The sequence below is a fragment of the Stenotrophomonas sp. GL_101 genome, from assembly GCF_057835675.1.
In genome coordinates this window covers 1,014,217-1,028,960 of record NZ_CM174432.1, presented here as the reverse complement: position 1 = coordinate 1,028,960, position 14,744 = coordinate 1,014,217, and the positions used below count along the sequence as shown (strand labels likewise).

The following is a 14,744-nucleotide window of genomic DNA, read 5'->3' as shown; positions in this document are numbered from 1 at the left end:
GCCATCCGGATAATCCGTCGCCATCTGCCTGCCCGGACCACCCCGATGCCCGCCCTGCCCCGTACCCGCACCCTGCTGCTGTTGTCGCTGGCCGCCCCGACCCTGCTCGCCTCGGCCATCGCCCAGGCCCAGGACGACAGCGCCGCGCGTACCCTGGACGCAGTGAGCGTGGTGGCCGAGCGCGCCAGCACCGCGACCAAGACCGACACCCCACTGACGCAGACCCCGCAGGCGATCAGCGTGGTCACGAGCGAGCTGTTCAGCGACCGTGGCGCGCACAACCTGCAGGAAACCCTGCGTTACAGCGCCGGCGTCACTGCCGATGCCTACGGCCTGGACACCCGCAGCGACGGCAGTACCGTGCGCGGCCTGGACCCGGTGCAGTACCTGGACGGCCTGCGCCGCAGCTACGGCTTCAACCCGATGGCACGCACCGAGGTGTATGGTCTGGAGCGGGTGGAAGTACTGCGCGGCCCATCGTCGGTGCTGTACGGCGCCGGTGCCACCGGCGGCATCATCAACGCCATGACCAAGCGCCCCACCTTCACCGACATCGGCGGCGAGCTGGGCGTGCAGCTGGGCAACTTCGATCGCAAGCAGTTCCAGGGCGACATCGGCGGCAGCCTCAACGACGCCGGCACCGTGGCCGGCCGCGTGGTTGGCCTGGTCCGCAACGCGGGCATGCAGACCGACGGCGTGGACGACGACCGCGTGTACATCGCCCCCTCGATCAGCTGGCGTGGCGAGCGCAGCACCCTCACCCTGCTGGCCAGCTACCAGCACGACAAGACCGCCTCCAGCCAACAGTTCCTGCCGGTGGTGGCCACCTTGCACGCACCGCCCGGCCGCCCGCGCCTGGACCCGTCGACCTTCCTCGGCGACCACGACTTCGACATGCTCGACTCGCGCGTGTACAGCCTCACCGCATTGTTCGACCACGCCTTCAGTGACGCCGTCAGCCTGCGCTCCTCGGTGCGCTACCTGGACGGCAAGACCGAGTTCCGCGAGCTGTACCCGGACACCTACACCACCCCGACCGACCCGTTCATCGATGCCGACAAGCGCGTGGTCAACCGCAACGCCTACGGCGTGCGCCCGGACGTGCGCGTGCTGACCAGCGACACCGCGCTGCAGTTCGACGTTGCCACCGGCGCGTTCCAGCACCTGCTGCTGGCCGGCGTGGACTACACCGACTACCGCGAGGAATCGGCCGGGCTGGATGCCACGCCCACGCCGATCGACATCTACGCCCCGGTCTCCACCGGGGTGACCATCAATGGCTGGAACCGCCTGCCCGACCAGCGCACCACCCAGCTGGGCGTCTACGTGCAGGACCAGATCCGCTGGGCCGACCGCGTCTCGCTGGTGCTCGGCGCCCGCCGCGACCACGCGCGCAGCAAGACCGAAGGCCTGCCCAGCCAGACCGACAACGCCACCACCTACCGCGCCGGTCTGATCGGCGAAGTGGGCGCCGGCGTGTCGCCCTACATCAGCTACAGCGAGTCGTTCCTGCCGGTCAACGGCCAGGACCTGTACGGTCGCGCGTTCAAGCCGATGCAGGGCCACCAGACCGAAGCGGGCGTGAAATGGCAGCCGGCGCGCAACATGCTGGTCACCGCCTCGCTCTACCGCATCACCGAAACCAACCGCCAGACCAACGATCCGGACAACGTGCTCAACGTCATCCAGACCGGCGAGATCCAGTCCAAGGGCGTCGAGCTGGAAGGCCAGTTCTCCTTCGCCAACGACCTCACCGTGACAGCCGCCTACGCACGCAACAAGGCCGAAGTGACCAGAAGCAACTTCGCCATGGAAGTGGACCAGCGCCTCAACGACACCCCGCAGGAGCTGAGCTCGCTGTGGATCGCCAAGGGGTTCCAGCTGGACGCCGATGCGCGCCTGCGGGTGGGCGTGGGTGGCCGCTATGTCGGCAACACCCAGTCGCTGGGCTACGGCGGTTTCATCCGCACCCCCAGCTACACGTTGATCGACGGCCTGTTCGAAGTGCAGGTCATCGACTGGACCATGGCGCTGAACATCACCAACCTCACCGACAAGAAATACTTCGCGCCGTGCCGCAACTTCGGTGACTGCTTCACCGGCAACCCGCGCACCGTCACCGGCACGATCAGCTACCGGTTCTAAGTACCACCGCTTGTCTCCAGCCTTCGCCAGAGAACCGTCATGCAACGATCCACCCTCAAAGCCTGGTTCCTCGTGCACAAGTGGAGCAGCCTGGTCTGTACCGTATTCCTGCTGTTGTTGTGCCTGACCGGCCTGCCACTGGTGTTCGGCGAAGAGATCGCCCACCTGGCCGAGCCGCACGTGGACGCACCGGCCACCGATGCCGCGCCGCGCGATCTCGACGCACAGGTCCGCACGGCGCTGGCGCAGTACCCGGGCAACGTGCCGCTGTTCGTCGGCTGGGACCCGGATGCGCCGACCGTGTACGTCAACACCGGTGCGCGCGCCGACACCCCGCCGCCGCAGATGCAGACCGTGCTGCTGCATGCGATCAGCGGCGAGGTACTGCCCGCCGCGCAGTTCAACGAAGGGGTCATGTACTTCCTGTACCGCCTGCACACCGACCTGTTCCTGGGCCTGCCCGGCATGCTGTTCATGGGCACGATGGGCCTGCTGTTCGCCGTGGCGATCATCTCCGGCCTGGTGCTGTACGGCCCGTTCATGCGCAAGCAGCCGTTCGGCACCCTGCGCACCGGGCGCAGCCGCCGGCTGGCCTGGCTGGACCTGCACAACGTGCTGGGCATCGTCACCCTTGGCTGGGCGCTGGTGGTGGGCATCACCGGGGCGATCAACACCATCGCCAAGCCGCTCGAACAGGCCTGGCAGGGCGAACAGCTGGGCGAGTTCGCCGCGCGCTACGCCGGCCAGCCGCGCCCCACCACGCTGGCCTCGCTGCAGGCCGCGGTGGACACCGCGCGCGCTGCGGAACCGGGCATGCGCCCGGCCTTCGTCAGCTTCCCCGGCACCGGCTACAGCGGCAACCATCACTATGGGGTGTTCATGCAGGGCAACAGCGCCCTCACCGAACGCCTGTACCGCCCGGTACTGATCGACGCACAGACCGGCGCGCTCACCGCGCAACCGCAGTTGCCGCTTTACATGAGCATACTGCTGCTCAGCCAGCCACTGCACTTCGGTGATTACGGCAAGCTGCCGTTGAAGATCCTGTGGGCGCTGCTGGACCTGCTGACCATCGGCGTGCTCATCAGCGGCCTGTACCTGTGGGTCAAACGCGGCAATACCGACGCTCGCGTGAGTGAGATCGAACGTGCCGCACGCACCGGAGCGGCCGAATGAGCCGGCCTCCCTCAGCGCCACGCAGCCCGTTCATCGCCCCGGCCTGGATCGCCGTGGCCAGCCTGCTCGGCCTGGTCAGCGCGTTGCTCGGCGATGGCATCTTCGATGCGGTGTCGTGGGCAGTATTTGCCGGGCTGATCGCGCTGGTGGTGCGCGCCTGGGTCAAGCGCACGCGCTAAGCTGTCAGGCTTGCACACCGACCTTCCTCCATGACCATCACCCATCGCAGCATTCTCAACCACCTGGCCGGCGGCGAACTGGTGGATGCAATCGAATCGGAGGTGAAGCGCTGCGCGCTGTGGGCACGACTTTCCCCGGACAAGGCCGCGCGCGATCCGGCCGAGATCGGCGCGGAGGTCATTGCCCTCCTGATGCTGCGCTGGCGCTGCATCCTGGACAGCGACGATGGCGTCAGCACCCCGCTGTACCGCCACAAGACCGCGCTTGCGCTGGCCACCGCACTGCATCAGCAGGGTTTCCACGCCCCGATGCTGACCGCCCAGGCCCTCGCTGCGATCACCGCACTCAATGATGCGGTGGCCCTGAGCGATTACTTCCACCGTAAAAGTGCGGACATCGGCGCGCTGCTGCAAAGCCCACCGGTGATGCCCGCACGCCGTCCCGCGCACAAGAAGTCGCTTACGCTGTGGCGCGCCGGCGATGTGGCCTCGGTGCAGGTGGACGACCACTACCATGCCATGTACGTGCTGGAGGTGGCCCACGGTGCACCGATCGTCGAGTTCTACGACTACCTGCACCGCCTGCCGCCCACGATGGACACGCTGCGCCCGCTACGTGCACGTGGCACGCCGGCATCGGCCGAAGGCAGCTACCTGGACCGGCACGCCCCGTTCGGGCTGGTCCACCAGCCCGATCCTGCACACCAGTTCGTACTGCTTGCCAGTGCGGTGGACGGCCCCGACAACCAGCACCTGCTGCGCCGGGATGGGCTGTACGTGGTCAGCGATGTATTCCGCCTCACCCAGCACCTGCGCGACCGTCACTGAATGCGGCGGTGACCGCCGGCGCGGCCGTGCCCAGGAAACCGCGCACTCAGCGCGGTTCGGCCGCCGCCGGCGCGATCAATGACCACTGTGCGGCGACTGCCTCGACGCTGTCGGCGTGGACCGCGCGCAGGTCACGCGGATAGGCCACGCCCTGGGCCTCCCGGCTGCAGGTGGCGTGGAACTGGCCATTGCTGGCGCGCAGGACCCAGCCGCCCTGCACACAGGCCGACGAAGCCAAGAACACAACGCCCGGCGCAACCGCATCTGGCTGCAGCTCGTCCGGCTCGCCTTCCACGCCCCACATGCGGGTCTTGGCCACCGGTGACACCGCGTTGACCACGATGCCGTGCGGTGCGCCCTCGGCGGCCAGCACGTTGGCGATGCCCACCGCTGCCAGCTTCGCCGCCGCATAGGCCGCCAGCCCCTTCTGCACGTACTGCGGATACAGCGCGCGGTCGGAGGTGGTGAGCACGATGCGACCGTGGCCGTTGGCCTGCATCGACGGCCACGCGGCTTGGGCCAGCCACAGCGGCGTCTTGGCCGCGAGGGTCATCATGCGGTCGAAGCGGTCGTCGTCCAGTGCCTCGATCGGCTGGTACTCCACCCAGCCGGCGTTGTGGATGATGAAATCCAGCCGCCCATGGCGCTGCAGGATGTCGGCGACCAAAGCGTGGCAATCGGCGCGGTTGTCGATGCGGCCATGCGCGGCATCCACGTCCAGCCCGCCCTCGCGCAGCAGCGCGACCGTCCCGTCGATCCGCTGCGGGTCGTGGCCAGTGCCATCGAGCCCTGCGCCCACGTCGTGCATCACCACCCGCGCGCCGCGCGTGGCAAGCAATCGACTGTAGGCCAGGCCCAGCCCGCTGGCAGCGCCGGTGACCAGGCCGACCTGGTCGTTGAAGGAAACAATGCGTGGTGTATTCATTCGGACAGGATCCGCCGAAAGCAGGCACGGCGGCCAATACCCGTTACGTGCCGTGGCGATACGCGGCGGGTATCACCCGGACGGGCTGGACCCCGGCAGCGGGGTACGCAGCAGCCGGTAGGTTGTATAGGCGATGGCCAGCCACAGCACCACGTAGCCCAGCAGCAGCGTCCCGACCGACAGTGCATCGTCCGGTTGGGTCCTGGCGATGACGTGCCAGGTATCCAGGCCGAATGTGCCAAGCCCGATCAGCAGCACACCCCCGCCCAACGCCGCCCCCAACATCCGCACCCAGGCATGCCGGCGCAGTAGCAGCAGGGGCAGAAGCAACAGCAGGGTGATCGCCAGCAGCATCAGCGTCATGCCCGTCAACATGCCGGTGAAGTCCGATGCCACCGCGGGCAGCGGCAGGCACGCCAATGCGCCCGCGTAGAGGCGGGCGAGCGGCTGGGGAACTCGTGGGGAGGTGGTCTGCATCTTCATTCCTTCAGCAGATTCTGGAAGCAGATCAAGCATCGTTCGGACGCAGCCCTCACGTGTGGCTACAACGGCAGGCGATTGGCCACGAAGTTGACCACGTTGCCCATCGCCTCCGGGTCAACGTTGCTCAACCCGACCAGTACATAGCCCTGCGCGGGCAGCACGTAGAACACCGTGTTGGCCCCCGGCGCCCCGCCCTCGTGGCCGTATATCCGCTCCTTTCCATCGCCACGCACCATGAAACCGTAGCCGTACCACGCCTTGTGGTTCTGTGCGGAGGTGGCCGCCGCCAACGCGGCTGGCGCCAGCAACGTTCCCGTACGCAGCGCTTCACCGAATTTGAGCATGTCACCCGGCGTGCTGTATCCACCGCCGGCCGACGTGCCCCGCCACGGAAGTGATGCGGTTTCCAGCGTCCACTGGCCGTCGACCCGGGTATAGGCCATCGCCCGCCCCGCGACCGGGGTTGCTTCGGGCAGGGAGCCGGTAGCGGTCATGCCAGCCGGCGCGTAGATGTGCGCGTGCACATAGTCGTAGTACGACTGGCCCGAGACCGACTCGATGACGGTGCCCAGCACGATGTAAGCGTAGTTGGAGTACTGGTCCTTGCTGCCCGGCGGGAAGGCCAGCGGCTCATCACCGAACACCTTCCAGTAGTCCTGCAGCGTACGCAGTGCGGCTGCATTGCCGATGGCCTTCTCGCCGAAGATATCGCCCAACCCGCTGGTGTGGTTCAACAGCTGCCTCAGGGTGACTGCCTTGGCGATCGCGGAATCGGGATACTGCGGCAGGTGCTGGGCAAGTGTGTCGTCGAGTGAGAGCTTGCCTGCCTGTTCCAGCTGGAGGATGGCCACCGCAGTGAACATCTTGTTCAACGAGGCCAGCCGGAACTTCGTGTCCGGGGTCACCGCTACCGCGTGTTCCCGGTCGGCAAGCCCACCTTGCCACTGCATCCGCACGCGGCCGTTGTGGGCCACCAGGAACGCGCCGGCCACCTGGTCGGCCGCCTGCAGTGCATCGAGCCGCTTCCTGGCCTCACCCAGAACATCCGCCTCGGGCATGCGCCTGGGCTTGAACTGCTGCGGGGTATCGGCGCCTTCGAACTGGAGCGCAGCCACGCCGGTGTCAGGGTTGAGCGTGGCGGTCACCAGCATCGCGCGATCATTCACCGTTGACAGCACCAGCACCTGCGCCTTGCCGGGTTCACCGGGCCGAACCTCCACTACCTGCAGTGCGCCGGTATCCTTGCGGAAATCCAGGTCACCCTGCACATCGTCGCGCATCTTGTACCTGGTTCGGACGGCGCGCAGCGCATCCGCATCGGCAGCGTTGAAGGCGGACAGCCAGGCGTTCAGTGCCTGGTCGGCGCGGGCTTCCGGAATGGCAGGTTCGGCATGGGCCGCCAGTGCACACGATAGCAGCGCTGCAACACTCAACGATCTGAACAGACGCATGCATTCCACCTCGTCCTTTTGGAGAATGTTCGACGCCCCGTCGCGGGTGCGTGACCGGAGCACTATCCAATAGGTGGCAGTGCAATTCAACGCAGGATGAGGCTGTTGTTGGCCCGCGCCGGTATTGATGGCTTGGATATATCTGCGCTTTTACGCTTCCTGGCAGCTGAAACGGCTGATTGCGACATTCAGCAGTCGCGTCGTGAACGCGGTACGCCGCCGCACCCAGCGATTCTCGTGGCGACAAGCGTGCGGTACACCACAGGTGACGCCAGCCAGACATCACGCTTCGCGCAGGCTGTGCAGTTTCCCTACAGCGCAACGCCTTGAGCAGGCGTAACACCCGGATACCGGACGCGTCGACGGTCGATGCATCCGACTTCCAGGAGCAACCCATGAACGTCACCCCATTGGCTTTGGCCGTCGCGCTGTTCGCCTTTCCTGCGCATGCGCAGGATGAGGACGACTGCCCCAGCGATGAAGAGATGATCGCCAGCATGACGCTGAGCGAACTTCAGCGGTATGAGAAGACGCTGCAGAATAAGGAAATTTCGTTTGAAGAGGCGTGCAAGGGCGCCACCGATCAGCACGGCCAGGAGGCTACCGGTTCACGCCACCACTATTGCGTGAAGCGGACTGAAGTGTACAAATCGCCCAATCCCGAGACGGGCGTGGAGGAGATTGCCAACGTCATCTTGTATGACTACGTAGCGGTGCAGCACAAGGGAACCGTATGGAACCATCGCCTGCGTGTCGAATTTGAAGCGGTGCAGGGAAATGCCATGGCCGGCTTGATCGTTGCGCCTGAAATCTACTGTGGCAGTTGCACCGAGAAGCAGCAGTTCACGCCTCAGACGCTCAGCGGCCCGGGGACGTATGACTTCGCTGTGGCATTGGGTATGGATACCGAAGATGAAAAGACCGGTCAGGAGACACAGCTTGTACTGTCACGCTTCAACAGCGATCAATCGCTGATACAGGCCAGTGCGCCGCAACTTCGGTGTGACAAGCTTTCATGGAGCAAGTCATCGGGATGCAGATTCTCAGGTTATCCAGCCGTTTTTGAAGTTAGCCTGAGCGATTCGGAAACCGATGAATCAGCAGCGCACATCAAGGTTGCGCAGGAGATCCTGCCGGGAATGATCGGTCGCTGGCATCCAGATCCCGCTCTTCGTGGCTCAGCTCTGACACGCACGCGGAATGGCGAGATTAGAAGAGCGAACCGTCGAGCTTCAGGAGAGCTCTGCAAAACGCGCTTTCCAGGCGAAGCAGAGTCTGGGCTGAACTGTGATGAGTACCCGTTTGCGGCGACCCATCAGGGGGCGTCGCTCGTTCCGGAGACATCCATGTCGGTTAAATACATCTTGGGAGCGGACAACCAGAAGGTCGGCAGTCGGCTAGGCACCCATCTCTGTTCGGAAGCTCGAGTCATTGACGGAGAGGAGTTCTGGGTGAAGATCATCGACTAACGGTCGGGAACACTATTAACAATAGCGCGGGGCACCAACGTACCAGACGTGCCATCGACGCTTTTGAGGATGACCGGGCCTATCAGGAGATCCCAACACTATGAACCATGATGCCTGGAACTCACTTCTAACCGAGCTGAATCGTGCGTGCCTGGATATCATCCCGCACGTCCTGGCATCGCCTCCGCCACACTTGGGTATGTCGCAACTGATCCAGCGGCATCCGGACACAGCCATTGCGCAAGTCGCTGCATCCGTTCTTTCCGGCCAGGCACGCTGGCTAGGAATGCCCCCAGCCACTGCTCAAACAATCAGGGCAGTGGAAGTTCGGCTAGGGGTACAGTTTCCAGCCAGCTACAGGTCTTTCCTACAGGTCTCCAACGGCTTTTTGATTCCTGGCGAAGCCATCAGCTCATTCTTGCCGGTGGAGCTGATTCGGCCTTTCGGTGAGGATCACGTAGAGCTGGCACGGTACTGGCGCGATGCGCTTGGCGAAAACAAGCCTATCAACCACGCTCAGAGTCGATTGGAGTACACGATCCAGCTCTCAGGTCCCCCTAACGGCAGACCCGAATTTGTGCTTCTTGACCCAGACCTTGACGAAGCCATCGGTGAGCTTGAGGTTCTAGAGCTTGTCCATGAAGGACCAGACTATGTTGAAGGCTTTGATTCGGTAATGAGAGGTGCGCTTCATTCCGTCAAATATGGGCTGCACCTCCACACCCAGAAGCGGTAGTTGCCTTTGAAGACGGCACTGCCTGCAACTACGTGATCCAATCGCTATCCGCTGTCCCAACAGGAGGGGACCAAATTGCGCGGAGATTTTCCATCTGATTGGACAGCAGCGGATGGATGACAATCCGCCGCTGTTGTTCTCACAGCACTAGAACCGCACCGGCTCCACCACCACCGCCGTCCCATAACAAAGCACTTCGGTAAGCCCGGTCATCACATCGGTAGCGTCATAGCGCATCGCGATGATCGCGTTTGCCCCCAGCATCCGCGCATGCTTGGCCATGTCCCGGTAGGTCTCTTCGCGTGCCTGCTCGCACAGTTCGGTGTAGATGGTGATGTTGCCGCCAAAGATGGTCTGCAATCCGCCCAGGAAATTGCCCACGATGGAACGCGAGCGCACGGTGATGCCGCGCACCACACCCAGGCTGCGTACCACGCGGAAGCCGGGCAGCTCCATGGCCGTGGTTACCATCGAATCGTCCAGCCGCGGTGCGGTGGGCGGCTGCGGGCCGCTGTTGTAGGGATCTGCCATTGCTGCCTCGCATGAAGGGGACGGTTACCGGCGGGCATGCCAGCGTGCCCTGACCGGCCTATTTGAGCATGGCAGCGATGTCCGCGCCGCCCTGCCCTCAGCTGATCGGCCGGGTAGTCACCAGACCATTGCCGGCGGCCCATTGGTGGATGTCATCGCGCCGGATCGCCGCGGCCATCAGACCCGGGAAGGCGTCGGGCGTACATGCAAACGAGGGCACGCCGAGCGCGGCCAGGCGTCCAGCCAACTGCGCATCGTAGGCCGGCGTACCTTCATCACTGAGCGCCAGCAGCACGATGAACTGCACGCCGGCCTCCACCAGCTCCAGCGCGCGTGCCAACAGCTTCTTCTCCACACCGCCCTCGTACAGATCCGAGATCAGCACCAGGATCGCGCTGTGCGGCTCGCGGATCTGCGCCTGGCAGTAGGTCACCGCGCGATGGATGTCAGTGCCGCCGCCGAGCTGCACGCCAAACAGCAGGTCAACCGGGTCGTCGAGCTTTTCGCTCATGTCCACCACTTCGGTGTCGAACACCACCAGCTTGGTCGATACCGCTGGCAGCGAAGCCATGACCGCGCCGAAGATGCTGGAGTACACCACCGAGGCCGCCATCGAGCCGCTCTGGTCGATGCACAGCAGCACCTCGCGCTGCGGCTTGCGTGCCTTGCGGCCGTAGCCGATCAGGGTCTCCGGCACCACCGTGCGCAGTTCCGGCTGCCAGTGCCGCAGGTTGGCGCGGATGGTGCGGTTCCAGTCGATCTCGACATGCCGCGGGCGACGGTTGCGCCGCGCGCGATCCAGTGCGCCGCTCACCGCCGAACGCATCGGTTCCTCCAGCCGCCGCAGCAGGTCGTTGACCACGCTGCGCACCACCTGCCGAGCGGTTTCCTTGGTTTCGGCCGGAATCACCCCGGACAACGCCACCAGGTTGGCTACCATGTGCACGTCGGGCTGAATCTGCTCCAGCATTTCCTTTTCCAGCAGCATCTGGCGCAACTCCAGCCGCTGCAGCGCATCGCGCTGCATCACCTGCACCACCGAGGAGGGAAAGTAGCGGCGGATGTCACCCAGCCAGCGGGCCACGTTCGGCGCTGAACCGCCGCGTCCGCCGCGCCGCGCCAGTCCGTTGTCACCCTGCGGTTCGTACAGCGCAGCCAGCGCCTTATCCATGCCCTGCAGCATCGTGCTGAGCCCACCACAACTGCCGTTGCTCTCCTGCCCCAGGATCAACCGCCAACGCTCGGCGCGGGTGGTCGGAGGCGCTACGGTAGGGTCAATGGGCTCGCTCATGCATCCACTCCAAACAGTTCGCGCAGCATCGGCAAAGCGCGCTCGGCGCGTGTGCTGTTCCAGGTTGCCGCAATGACCGGGGCGGCCGCCATGCCGCCGCCGCGCTGTACGCGCTCGCCAAGATCTCGGCGTTCGGCGGCCTCGAACGCGGCGAAGGTGCGCCGCACCAGCGGCACTACCTGCAGCAGATGCGCGTCGGACAACCCGCACACCCAGTCGTCGATCAGGCGCCACACCGCGTCGTCGTGCAGCAGCACGGTGGCATTGCGGTTCAGGAAGCCATCCAGCCACTGCGCCGCCTGCAAGGGCTCGGCACCTATCGACAACGCACGTTGCAGCTGCAGGTGCACCTGCTCGGCATCCAGGTGGCCAGCGTCGAGCAGCAGGCGGGTACCGGCGCCGGCCACCAGCGCGCTGGTGGTGGACGCCGCCGCCACGCTGGCCAGGCTGCGCCGCCAGGCCTGCTGACCGGCCTCATCGCCACGCAGGGCGATCGCGCGATCGGCCGCCAGCAGGGTTTCGCGTGCCTGTTCGGCTCGGCTGTCGTCCAGGTCGCACAGGGCAATGCCCAGGCCGATGCAGGCGCGTTGCAACATGCCGTCAAACAGGTGCGCCACCTGCTCGCCTTCGGTGCGGCGTACGTTGCCGTAGCGGTACACGTTGGCCAGTGCAGGCAGGGCGTCCAGCAACGCCAGCGGGCCGGCGTCGGTGGCCGCGCGCGCTTCCAGCTCAGTGGCAATCGCACTGACTGCCTCGGGCAGGTTGGCCAGCAGCACGCTGTCCACCAGTGCCGACAGCGTGGACAGCGCGGTCGCGTCACGGGCGCGGTTGAGCGCACGCTGGCTTGCTGCGGCGGCCAGGGTCTGGCCAAGCCGGCTGGCATCGATCAGGTCCACCTGGAACTGCGGTTGCCAGGCCAACAACCAGTATTCGTGGAAGGTGCCGCGCCCGGCCTTGGAGGCGTGCGTTGGCTGGCCCCACGGGATATCCAGCAGCGCCAACCGGTGCAGCAGGTGGCTGCGCTGCAGGTCGGTATCGCCGCGCAGGTCCAGGTCGAGGGTCCGGGCCAGTGCCTCAGGCTTCAGCCGCAGCCGCTTCTGCTGCGCTTCCATGTCGCGCTGCAGCGGCACCACTGGCACCGTCGAGGGCACGCTGCCCAGTGCGTCTCCGAGCAGCAGCCGTTCGCGGATCAACTGCATGGGGGTGTCGTCGCCATTGCAGATCACACTGCGGGTGGCATCGTTGATTTCTTCCAGACCCGGTGCCGGGCGCTCGCGCAGTGCCGCCAACGTGTCGGCCAGCCGTGCCGCTTCGATCAGGTGCGCGGACGAACAATCCAGGCCGCTGTCGCGCAGCAGGCCGGCCACCCGCGCGTACCAGCCGATGGCGCGCTGGCCGCGTGCGCCGGCATTGCGCCACAGGTGGTCGTACCAGCCGGGGGCATCCACGCCGGCGCCGTAGCCGCTGCCGGTGCTGAGGTGGCGATAGGTCCACGGCACCCAGGTGGGCTGGGTCTTGCGCTTGGGTATGCCCTTGAGCAGGCGGTTGTCGGCGGCCGCACTGGTGGCGGCCAACGCGGCCGGGTCCAGCGCCGGCACGTGCCAGGCCCCGCAGACCACCGCGATGCGCTGGTGCTGTTTGCACGCCGCGCGCAGGCCGGCACGCATGTGCGCCTCGCGGACGGCATCCTGCGCGGCGCGCACGCTGGGCCGCGCCGGTGCGTGCGCGCGCACCTCATGCATGGCTTCGGCGATGGCGGCGAACAGGTCTTCACCGTCGCCACGCTCTTCCACCATGTGGTTCCACCACGCCTCGCCATCGCCATAGCCGGCGGCACGCGCCAGCCAGTCCAGCGGATCGATGGGGAAGCTGTTTTCGGGTTCGGGTTCAGCGTCCGGTGCGGCAGCGGCCTCGGGCGCGTAGCAGTCCGCTGCATCGGCAGGATCTGCGCTGTCCGGCGCGGCAGCGGCGTGCGGCGAAGCCACGTCCGATGGCGCGTCCGGCCGGACCGGGACGTCGGCATCGGCATCGACGTCGACCTCGGCGTCGCCCGCAGCGTCCACCTCCGCCTGCTGCGCCAAACGCACCTCCCTGGCCTGCTGCTGCCACGCCAGCGACAGCGCCGGCGGCACGTCGATGAACTGCACCGGCACGCCGGCCGTGCGCGCCCACTGCAGGGCCTGCCATTCCGGCGAAAACAGTGCGTAAGGATGGAACACCGCCAGTTGCGGGTCGTCCACGCTGTAGGACAGCAACGCCACCGGCGGCACCATGGCGGCATCGGCCAGGTGTTCCAACAGCGCTTCGGTGCCGGCCGGGCCTTCGATCAGCACGCAGTCCGGCTGCAACGCATGCAGGGCAGCCAGCAGACTGCGCGCGCAGCCCGGGCCGTGGTGGCGGATGCCAAACAGGGAGACACTCGGGTTCATCGGCGTGGCTTAGGCGTGGTCACGGAAGGCGCGGTACAGGTCCTTCCACTCGCTACGCTCCTTCACCACCGTTTCCAGGTACTCGTTCCACACCACCTGGTCCTGCACCGGGTCCTTGATGATGGCGCCGAGCATGCCGGCCGCCATGTCGGCGGGGCGCAACACGCCGTCGCCGAAATGCCCGGCCAGGGCCATGCCGTTGTTGATTACCGAGATCACCTCGGCGGTGGACAGTGTGGCAGTGGGCGACTTCAGCTTGGCCTTGCCGTCCTCGGTCATGCCATTGCGCAGCTCGCGGAAGATCCGCACCATCCGGGCCACTTCCTGCAGTGCCGGTGGTTCGGCCGGCAGGTCCAGCGCAACGCCCATTTCACCGACGCGCTTGGTCACGATGGCGATTTCGTCCTGCTCGCTGGACGGCACCGGCAGGATCACCGTGTTGAAGCGGCGCTTGAGCGCGCTGGACAACTCGTTGACGCCCTTGTCGCGGTTGTTTGCGGTGGCAATCACGCTGAAGCCGCGGGTGGCCTGCACTTCCGAGCCCAGCTCGGGCACCGGCAGGGTTTTCTCGGACAGCACGGTGATCAGCGCATCCTGCACGTCGGCCGGGATGCGGGTAAGTTCTTCGATGCGGGCGATCTTGCCCAGCCGCATCGCGTTCATCAGCGGACTGGGCACCAGGGCGGCCTCGCTGGGGCCGTTGGCCAACAGCTGCGCGTAGTTCCAGCCGTATCGGATCTGCTCTTCGCTGGTGCCGGCGGTGCCCTGCACCAGCAGCGTGGAATCACCGCTGATGGCAGCGGTCATGTGTTCGGACACCCACGATTTGGCGGTGCCCGGCACGCCAAACAGCAGCAGCGCGCGGTCGGTCGCGATGGTGGCTACGGCAACTTCCATCAGGCGGCGCTCGCCGATGTACTTCGGGCTGACCACAAAACCGTTGTCGAGCGTGCCGCCCATCAGGTAGGTCACCACCGCCCACGGCGACAGTTGCCAGTTGGCCGGGCGCTGGCGCTGGTCCAGACGGCGCAGCTGGTCGAGTTCTTCGGCGTATTGGTGTTCGGCGTGTTGGCGCAGGACGGCAGTGCTCATCGTGGCTCC

At 66.0% G+C, this 14,744-nt stretch carries 14 protein-coding genes; 7 read left to right on the top strand and 7 right to left on the bottom strand.

The window, feature by feature from the left end; all coding sequences use genetic code 11:
* Nucleotides 1-45: 45 nt before the first annotated feature.
* The 4 genes from AC3IR9_RS04740 to AC3IR9_RS04725 are packed head-to-tail and all read left to right on the top strand — an operon-like array spanning nucleotide 46 to nucleotide 4,328.
* Nucleotides 46-2,145 carry a TonB-dependent siderophore receptor gene (locus AC3IR9_RS04740; protein ID WP_489294356.1) on the top strand — a complete coding sequence of 700 codons (2,100 nt, stop codon included), beginning with the start codon at nucleotides 46-48 and terminating at the stop codon, nucleotides 2,143-2,145.
* A 39-nt stretch (nucleotides 2,146-2,184) separates the two neighbouring features.
* On the top strand, nucleotides 2,185-3,321 hold the full coding sequence (locus AC3IR9_RS04735; protein WP_489294354.1) for a PepSY-associated TM helix domain-containing protein: 1,137 nt from the start codon (nucleotides 2,185-2,187) through the stop codon (nucleotides 3,319-3,321).
* Nucleotides 3,318-3,500, top strand: coding sequence for a hypothetical protein (locus AC3IR9_RS04730; RefSeq protein ID WP_489294352.1), 183 nt, complete (start codon nucleotides 3,318-3,320; stop codon nucleotides 3,498-3,500). The genes AC3IR9_RS04735 and AC3IR9_RS04730 overlap by 4 nt, the downstream gene beginning before the upstream one ends.
* Nucleotides 3,501-3,530: 30 nt before the next feature.
* The gene (locus AC3IR9_RS04725) at nucleotides 3,531-4,328 is read left to right on the top strand and encodes a hypothetical protein (protein WP_489294350.1); all 798 of its coding nucleotides are present in this window, start codon (nucleotides 3,531-3,533) and stop codon (nucleotides 4,326-4,328) included.
* Nucleotides 4,329-4,374: 46 nt separating this feature from the next.
* Here the strand turns inward: AC3IR9_RS04725 and AC3IR9_RS04720 are convergent, their stop codons facing one another.
* The 3 genes from AC3IR9_RS04720 to AC3IR9_RS04710 all read right to left on the bottom strand — a co-directional run bounded on the left by AC3IR9_RS04720 (nucleotide 4,375) and on the right by AC3IR9_RS04710 (nucleotide 7,187).
* Nucleotides 4,375-5,253, bottom strand: coding sequence for an SDR family NAD(P)-dependent oxidoreductase (locus tag AC3IR9_RS04720; RefSeq protein ID WP_489294348.1), 879 nt, complete (start codon nucleotides 5,251-5,253; stop codon nucleotides 4,375-4,377).
* 72 nt (nucleotides 5,254-5,325) lie between these two features.
* Entirely contained in the window at nucleotides 5,326-5,730 is a 405-nt protein-coding gene (locus tag AC3IR9_RS04715; protein ID WP_489294346.1) for a hypothetical protein, read from the bottom strand.
* 65 nt (nucleotides 5,731-5,795) lie between these two features.
* The gene (locus tag AC3IR9_RS04710; protein ID WP_489294344.1) at nucleotides 5,796-7,187 is read right to left on the bottom strand and encodes a serine hydrolase domain-containing protein; all 1,392 of its coding nucleotides are present in this window, start codon (nucleotides 7,185-7,187) and stop codon (nucleotides 5,796-5,798) included.
* 105 nt (nucleotides 7,188-7,292) lie between these two features.
* Between AC3IR9_RS04710 and AC3IR9_RS04705 the strand changes: the two genes are divergently transcribed.
* From AC3IR9_RS04705 to AC3IR9_RS04695, 3 genes are all read left to right on the top strand, one after another.
* On the top strand, nucleotides 7,293-7,517 hold the full coding sequence (locus AC3IR9_RS04705) for a hypothetical protein (protein ID WP_489294342.1): 225 nt from the start codon (nucleotides 7,293-7,295) through the stop codon (nucleotides 7,515-7,517).
* Between the two features lie 65 nt (nucleotides 7,518-7,582).
* Entirely contained in the window at nucleotides 7,583-8,656 is a 1,074-nt protein-coding gene (locus AC3IR9_RS04700; protein WP_489294340.1) for a NucA/NucB deoxyribonuclease domain-containing protein, read from the top strand.
* A 100-nt stretch (nucleotides 8,657-8,756) separates the two neighbouring features.
* A complete protein-coding gene (locus AC3IR9_RS04695) occupies nucleotides 8,757-9,392 on the top strand; it encodes an SMI1/KNR4 family protein (RefSeq protein ID WP_489294338.1) in 636 nt (211 codons plus the stop codon).
* A gap of 147 nt (nucleotides 9,393-9,539) precedes the next feature.
* On the opposite strand, the gene AC3IR9_RS04690 is transcribed toward AC3IR9_RS04695, so the two are convergent.
* From AC3IR9_RS04690 to AC3IR9_RS04675, 4 genes are all read right to left on the bottom strand, one after another.
* Complete coding sequence (locus AC3IR9_RS04690; protein ID WP_489294336.1) at nucleotides 9,540-9,923, bottom strand: YbjQ family protein; 384 nt, start codon at nucleotides 9,921-9,923, stop codon at nucleotides 9,540-9,542.
* A 97-nt stretch (nucleotides 9,924-10,020) separates the two neighbouring features.
* Entirely contained in the window at nucleotides 10,021-11,214 is a 1,194-nt protein-coding gene (locus AC3IR9_RS04685; protein ID WP_489294335.1) for a VWA domain-containing protein, read from the bottom strand.
* On the bottom strand, nucleotides 11,211-13,643 hold the full coding sequence (locus AC3IR9_RS04680) for a DUF5682 family protein (RefSeq protein ID WP_489294333.1): 2,433 nt from the start codon (nucleotides 13,641-13,643) through the stop codon (nucleotides 11,211-11,213). Before AC3IR9_RS04680 ends, AC3IR9_RS04685 begins: the two co-directional genes overlap by 4 nt.
* Before the next feature lie 9 nt (nucleotides 13,644-13,652).
* A complete protein-coding gene (locus AC3IR9_RS04675) occupies nucleotides 13,653-14,735 on the bottom strand; it encodes an ATP-binding protein (protein WP_489294332.1) in 1,083 nt (360 codons plus the stop codon).
* Between the last annotated feature and the right edge of the window lie 9 nt (nucleotides 14,736-14,744).

What these genes read in the sequence shown, in the direction of transcription:
- AC3IR9_RS04740 (WP_489294356.1), top strand. Translation starts at nt 46, where the DNA reads ATGCCCGCCCTGCCCCGTACCCGCACCCTGCTGCTGTTGTCGCTGGCC.
- AC3IR9_RS04735 (WP_489294354.1), top strand. Translation starts at nt 2,185, where the DNA reads ATGCAACGATCCACCCTCAAAGCCTGGTTCCTCGTGCACAAGTGGAGC.
- AC3IR9_RS04730 (WP_489294352.1), top strand. Translation starts at nt 3,318, where the DNA reads ATGAGCCGGCCTCCCTCAGCGCCACGCAGCCCGTTCATCGCCCCGGCC.
- AC3IR9_RS04725 (WP_489294350.1), top strand. Translation starts at nt 3,531, where the DNA reads ATGACCATCACCCATCGCAGCATTCTCAACCACCTGGCCGGCGGCGAA.
- AC3IR9_RS04720 (WP_489294348.1), bottom strand. Translation starts at nt 5,253, where the DNA reads ATGAATACACCACGCATTGTTTCCTTCAACGACCAGGTCGGCCTGGTC.
- AC3IR9_RS04715 (WP_489294346.1), bottom strand. Translation starts at nt 5,730, where the DNA reads ATGCAGACCACCTCCCCACGAGTTCCCCAGCCGCTCGCCCGCCTCTAC.
- AC3IR9_RS04710 (WP_489294344.1), bottom strand. Translation starts at nt 7,187, where the DNA reads ATGCGTCTGTTCAGATCGTTGAGTGTTGCAGCGCTGCTATCGTGTGCA.
- AC3IR9_RS04700 (WP_489294340.1), top strand. Translation starts at nt 7,583, where the DNA reads ATGAACGTCACCCCATTGGCTTTGGCCGTCGCGCTGTTCGCCTTTCCT.
- AC3IR9_RS04695 (WP_489294338.1), top strand. Translation starts at nt 8,757, where the DNA reads ATGAACCATGATGCCTGGAACTCACTTCTAACCGAGCTGAATCGTGCG.
- AC3IR9_RS04690 (WP_489294336.1), bottom strand. Translation starts at nt 9,923, where the DNA reads ATGGCAGATCCCTACAACAGCGGCCCGCAGCCGCCCACCGCACCGCGG.
- AC3IR9_RS04685 (WP_489294335.1), bottom strand. Translation starts at nt 11,214, where the DNA reads ATGAGCGAGCCCATTGACCCTACCGTAGCGCCTCCGACCACCCGCGCC.
- AC3IR9_RS04680 (WP_489294333.1), bottom strand. Translation starts at nt 13,643, where the DNA reads ATGAACCCGAGTGTCTCCCTGTTTGGCATCCGCCACCACGGCCCGGGC.
- AC3IR9_RS04675 (WP_489294332.1), bottom strand. Translation starts at nt 14,735, where the DNA reads ATGAGCACTGCCGTCCTGCGCCAACACGCCGAACACCAATACGCCGAA.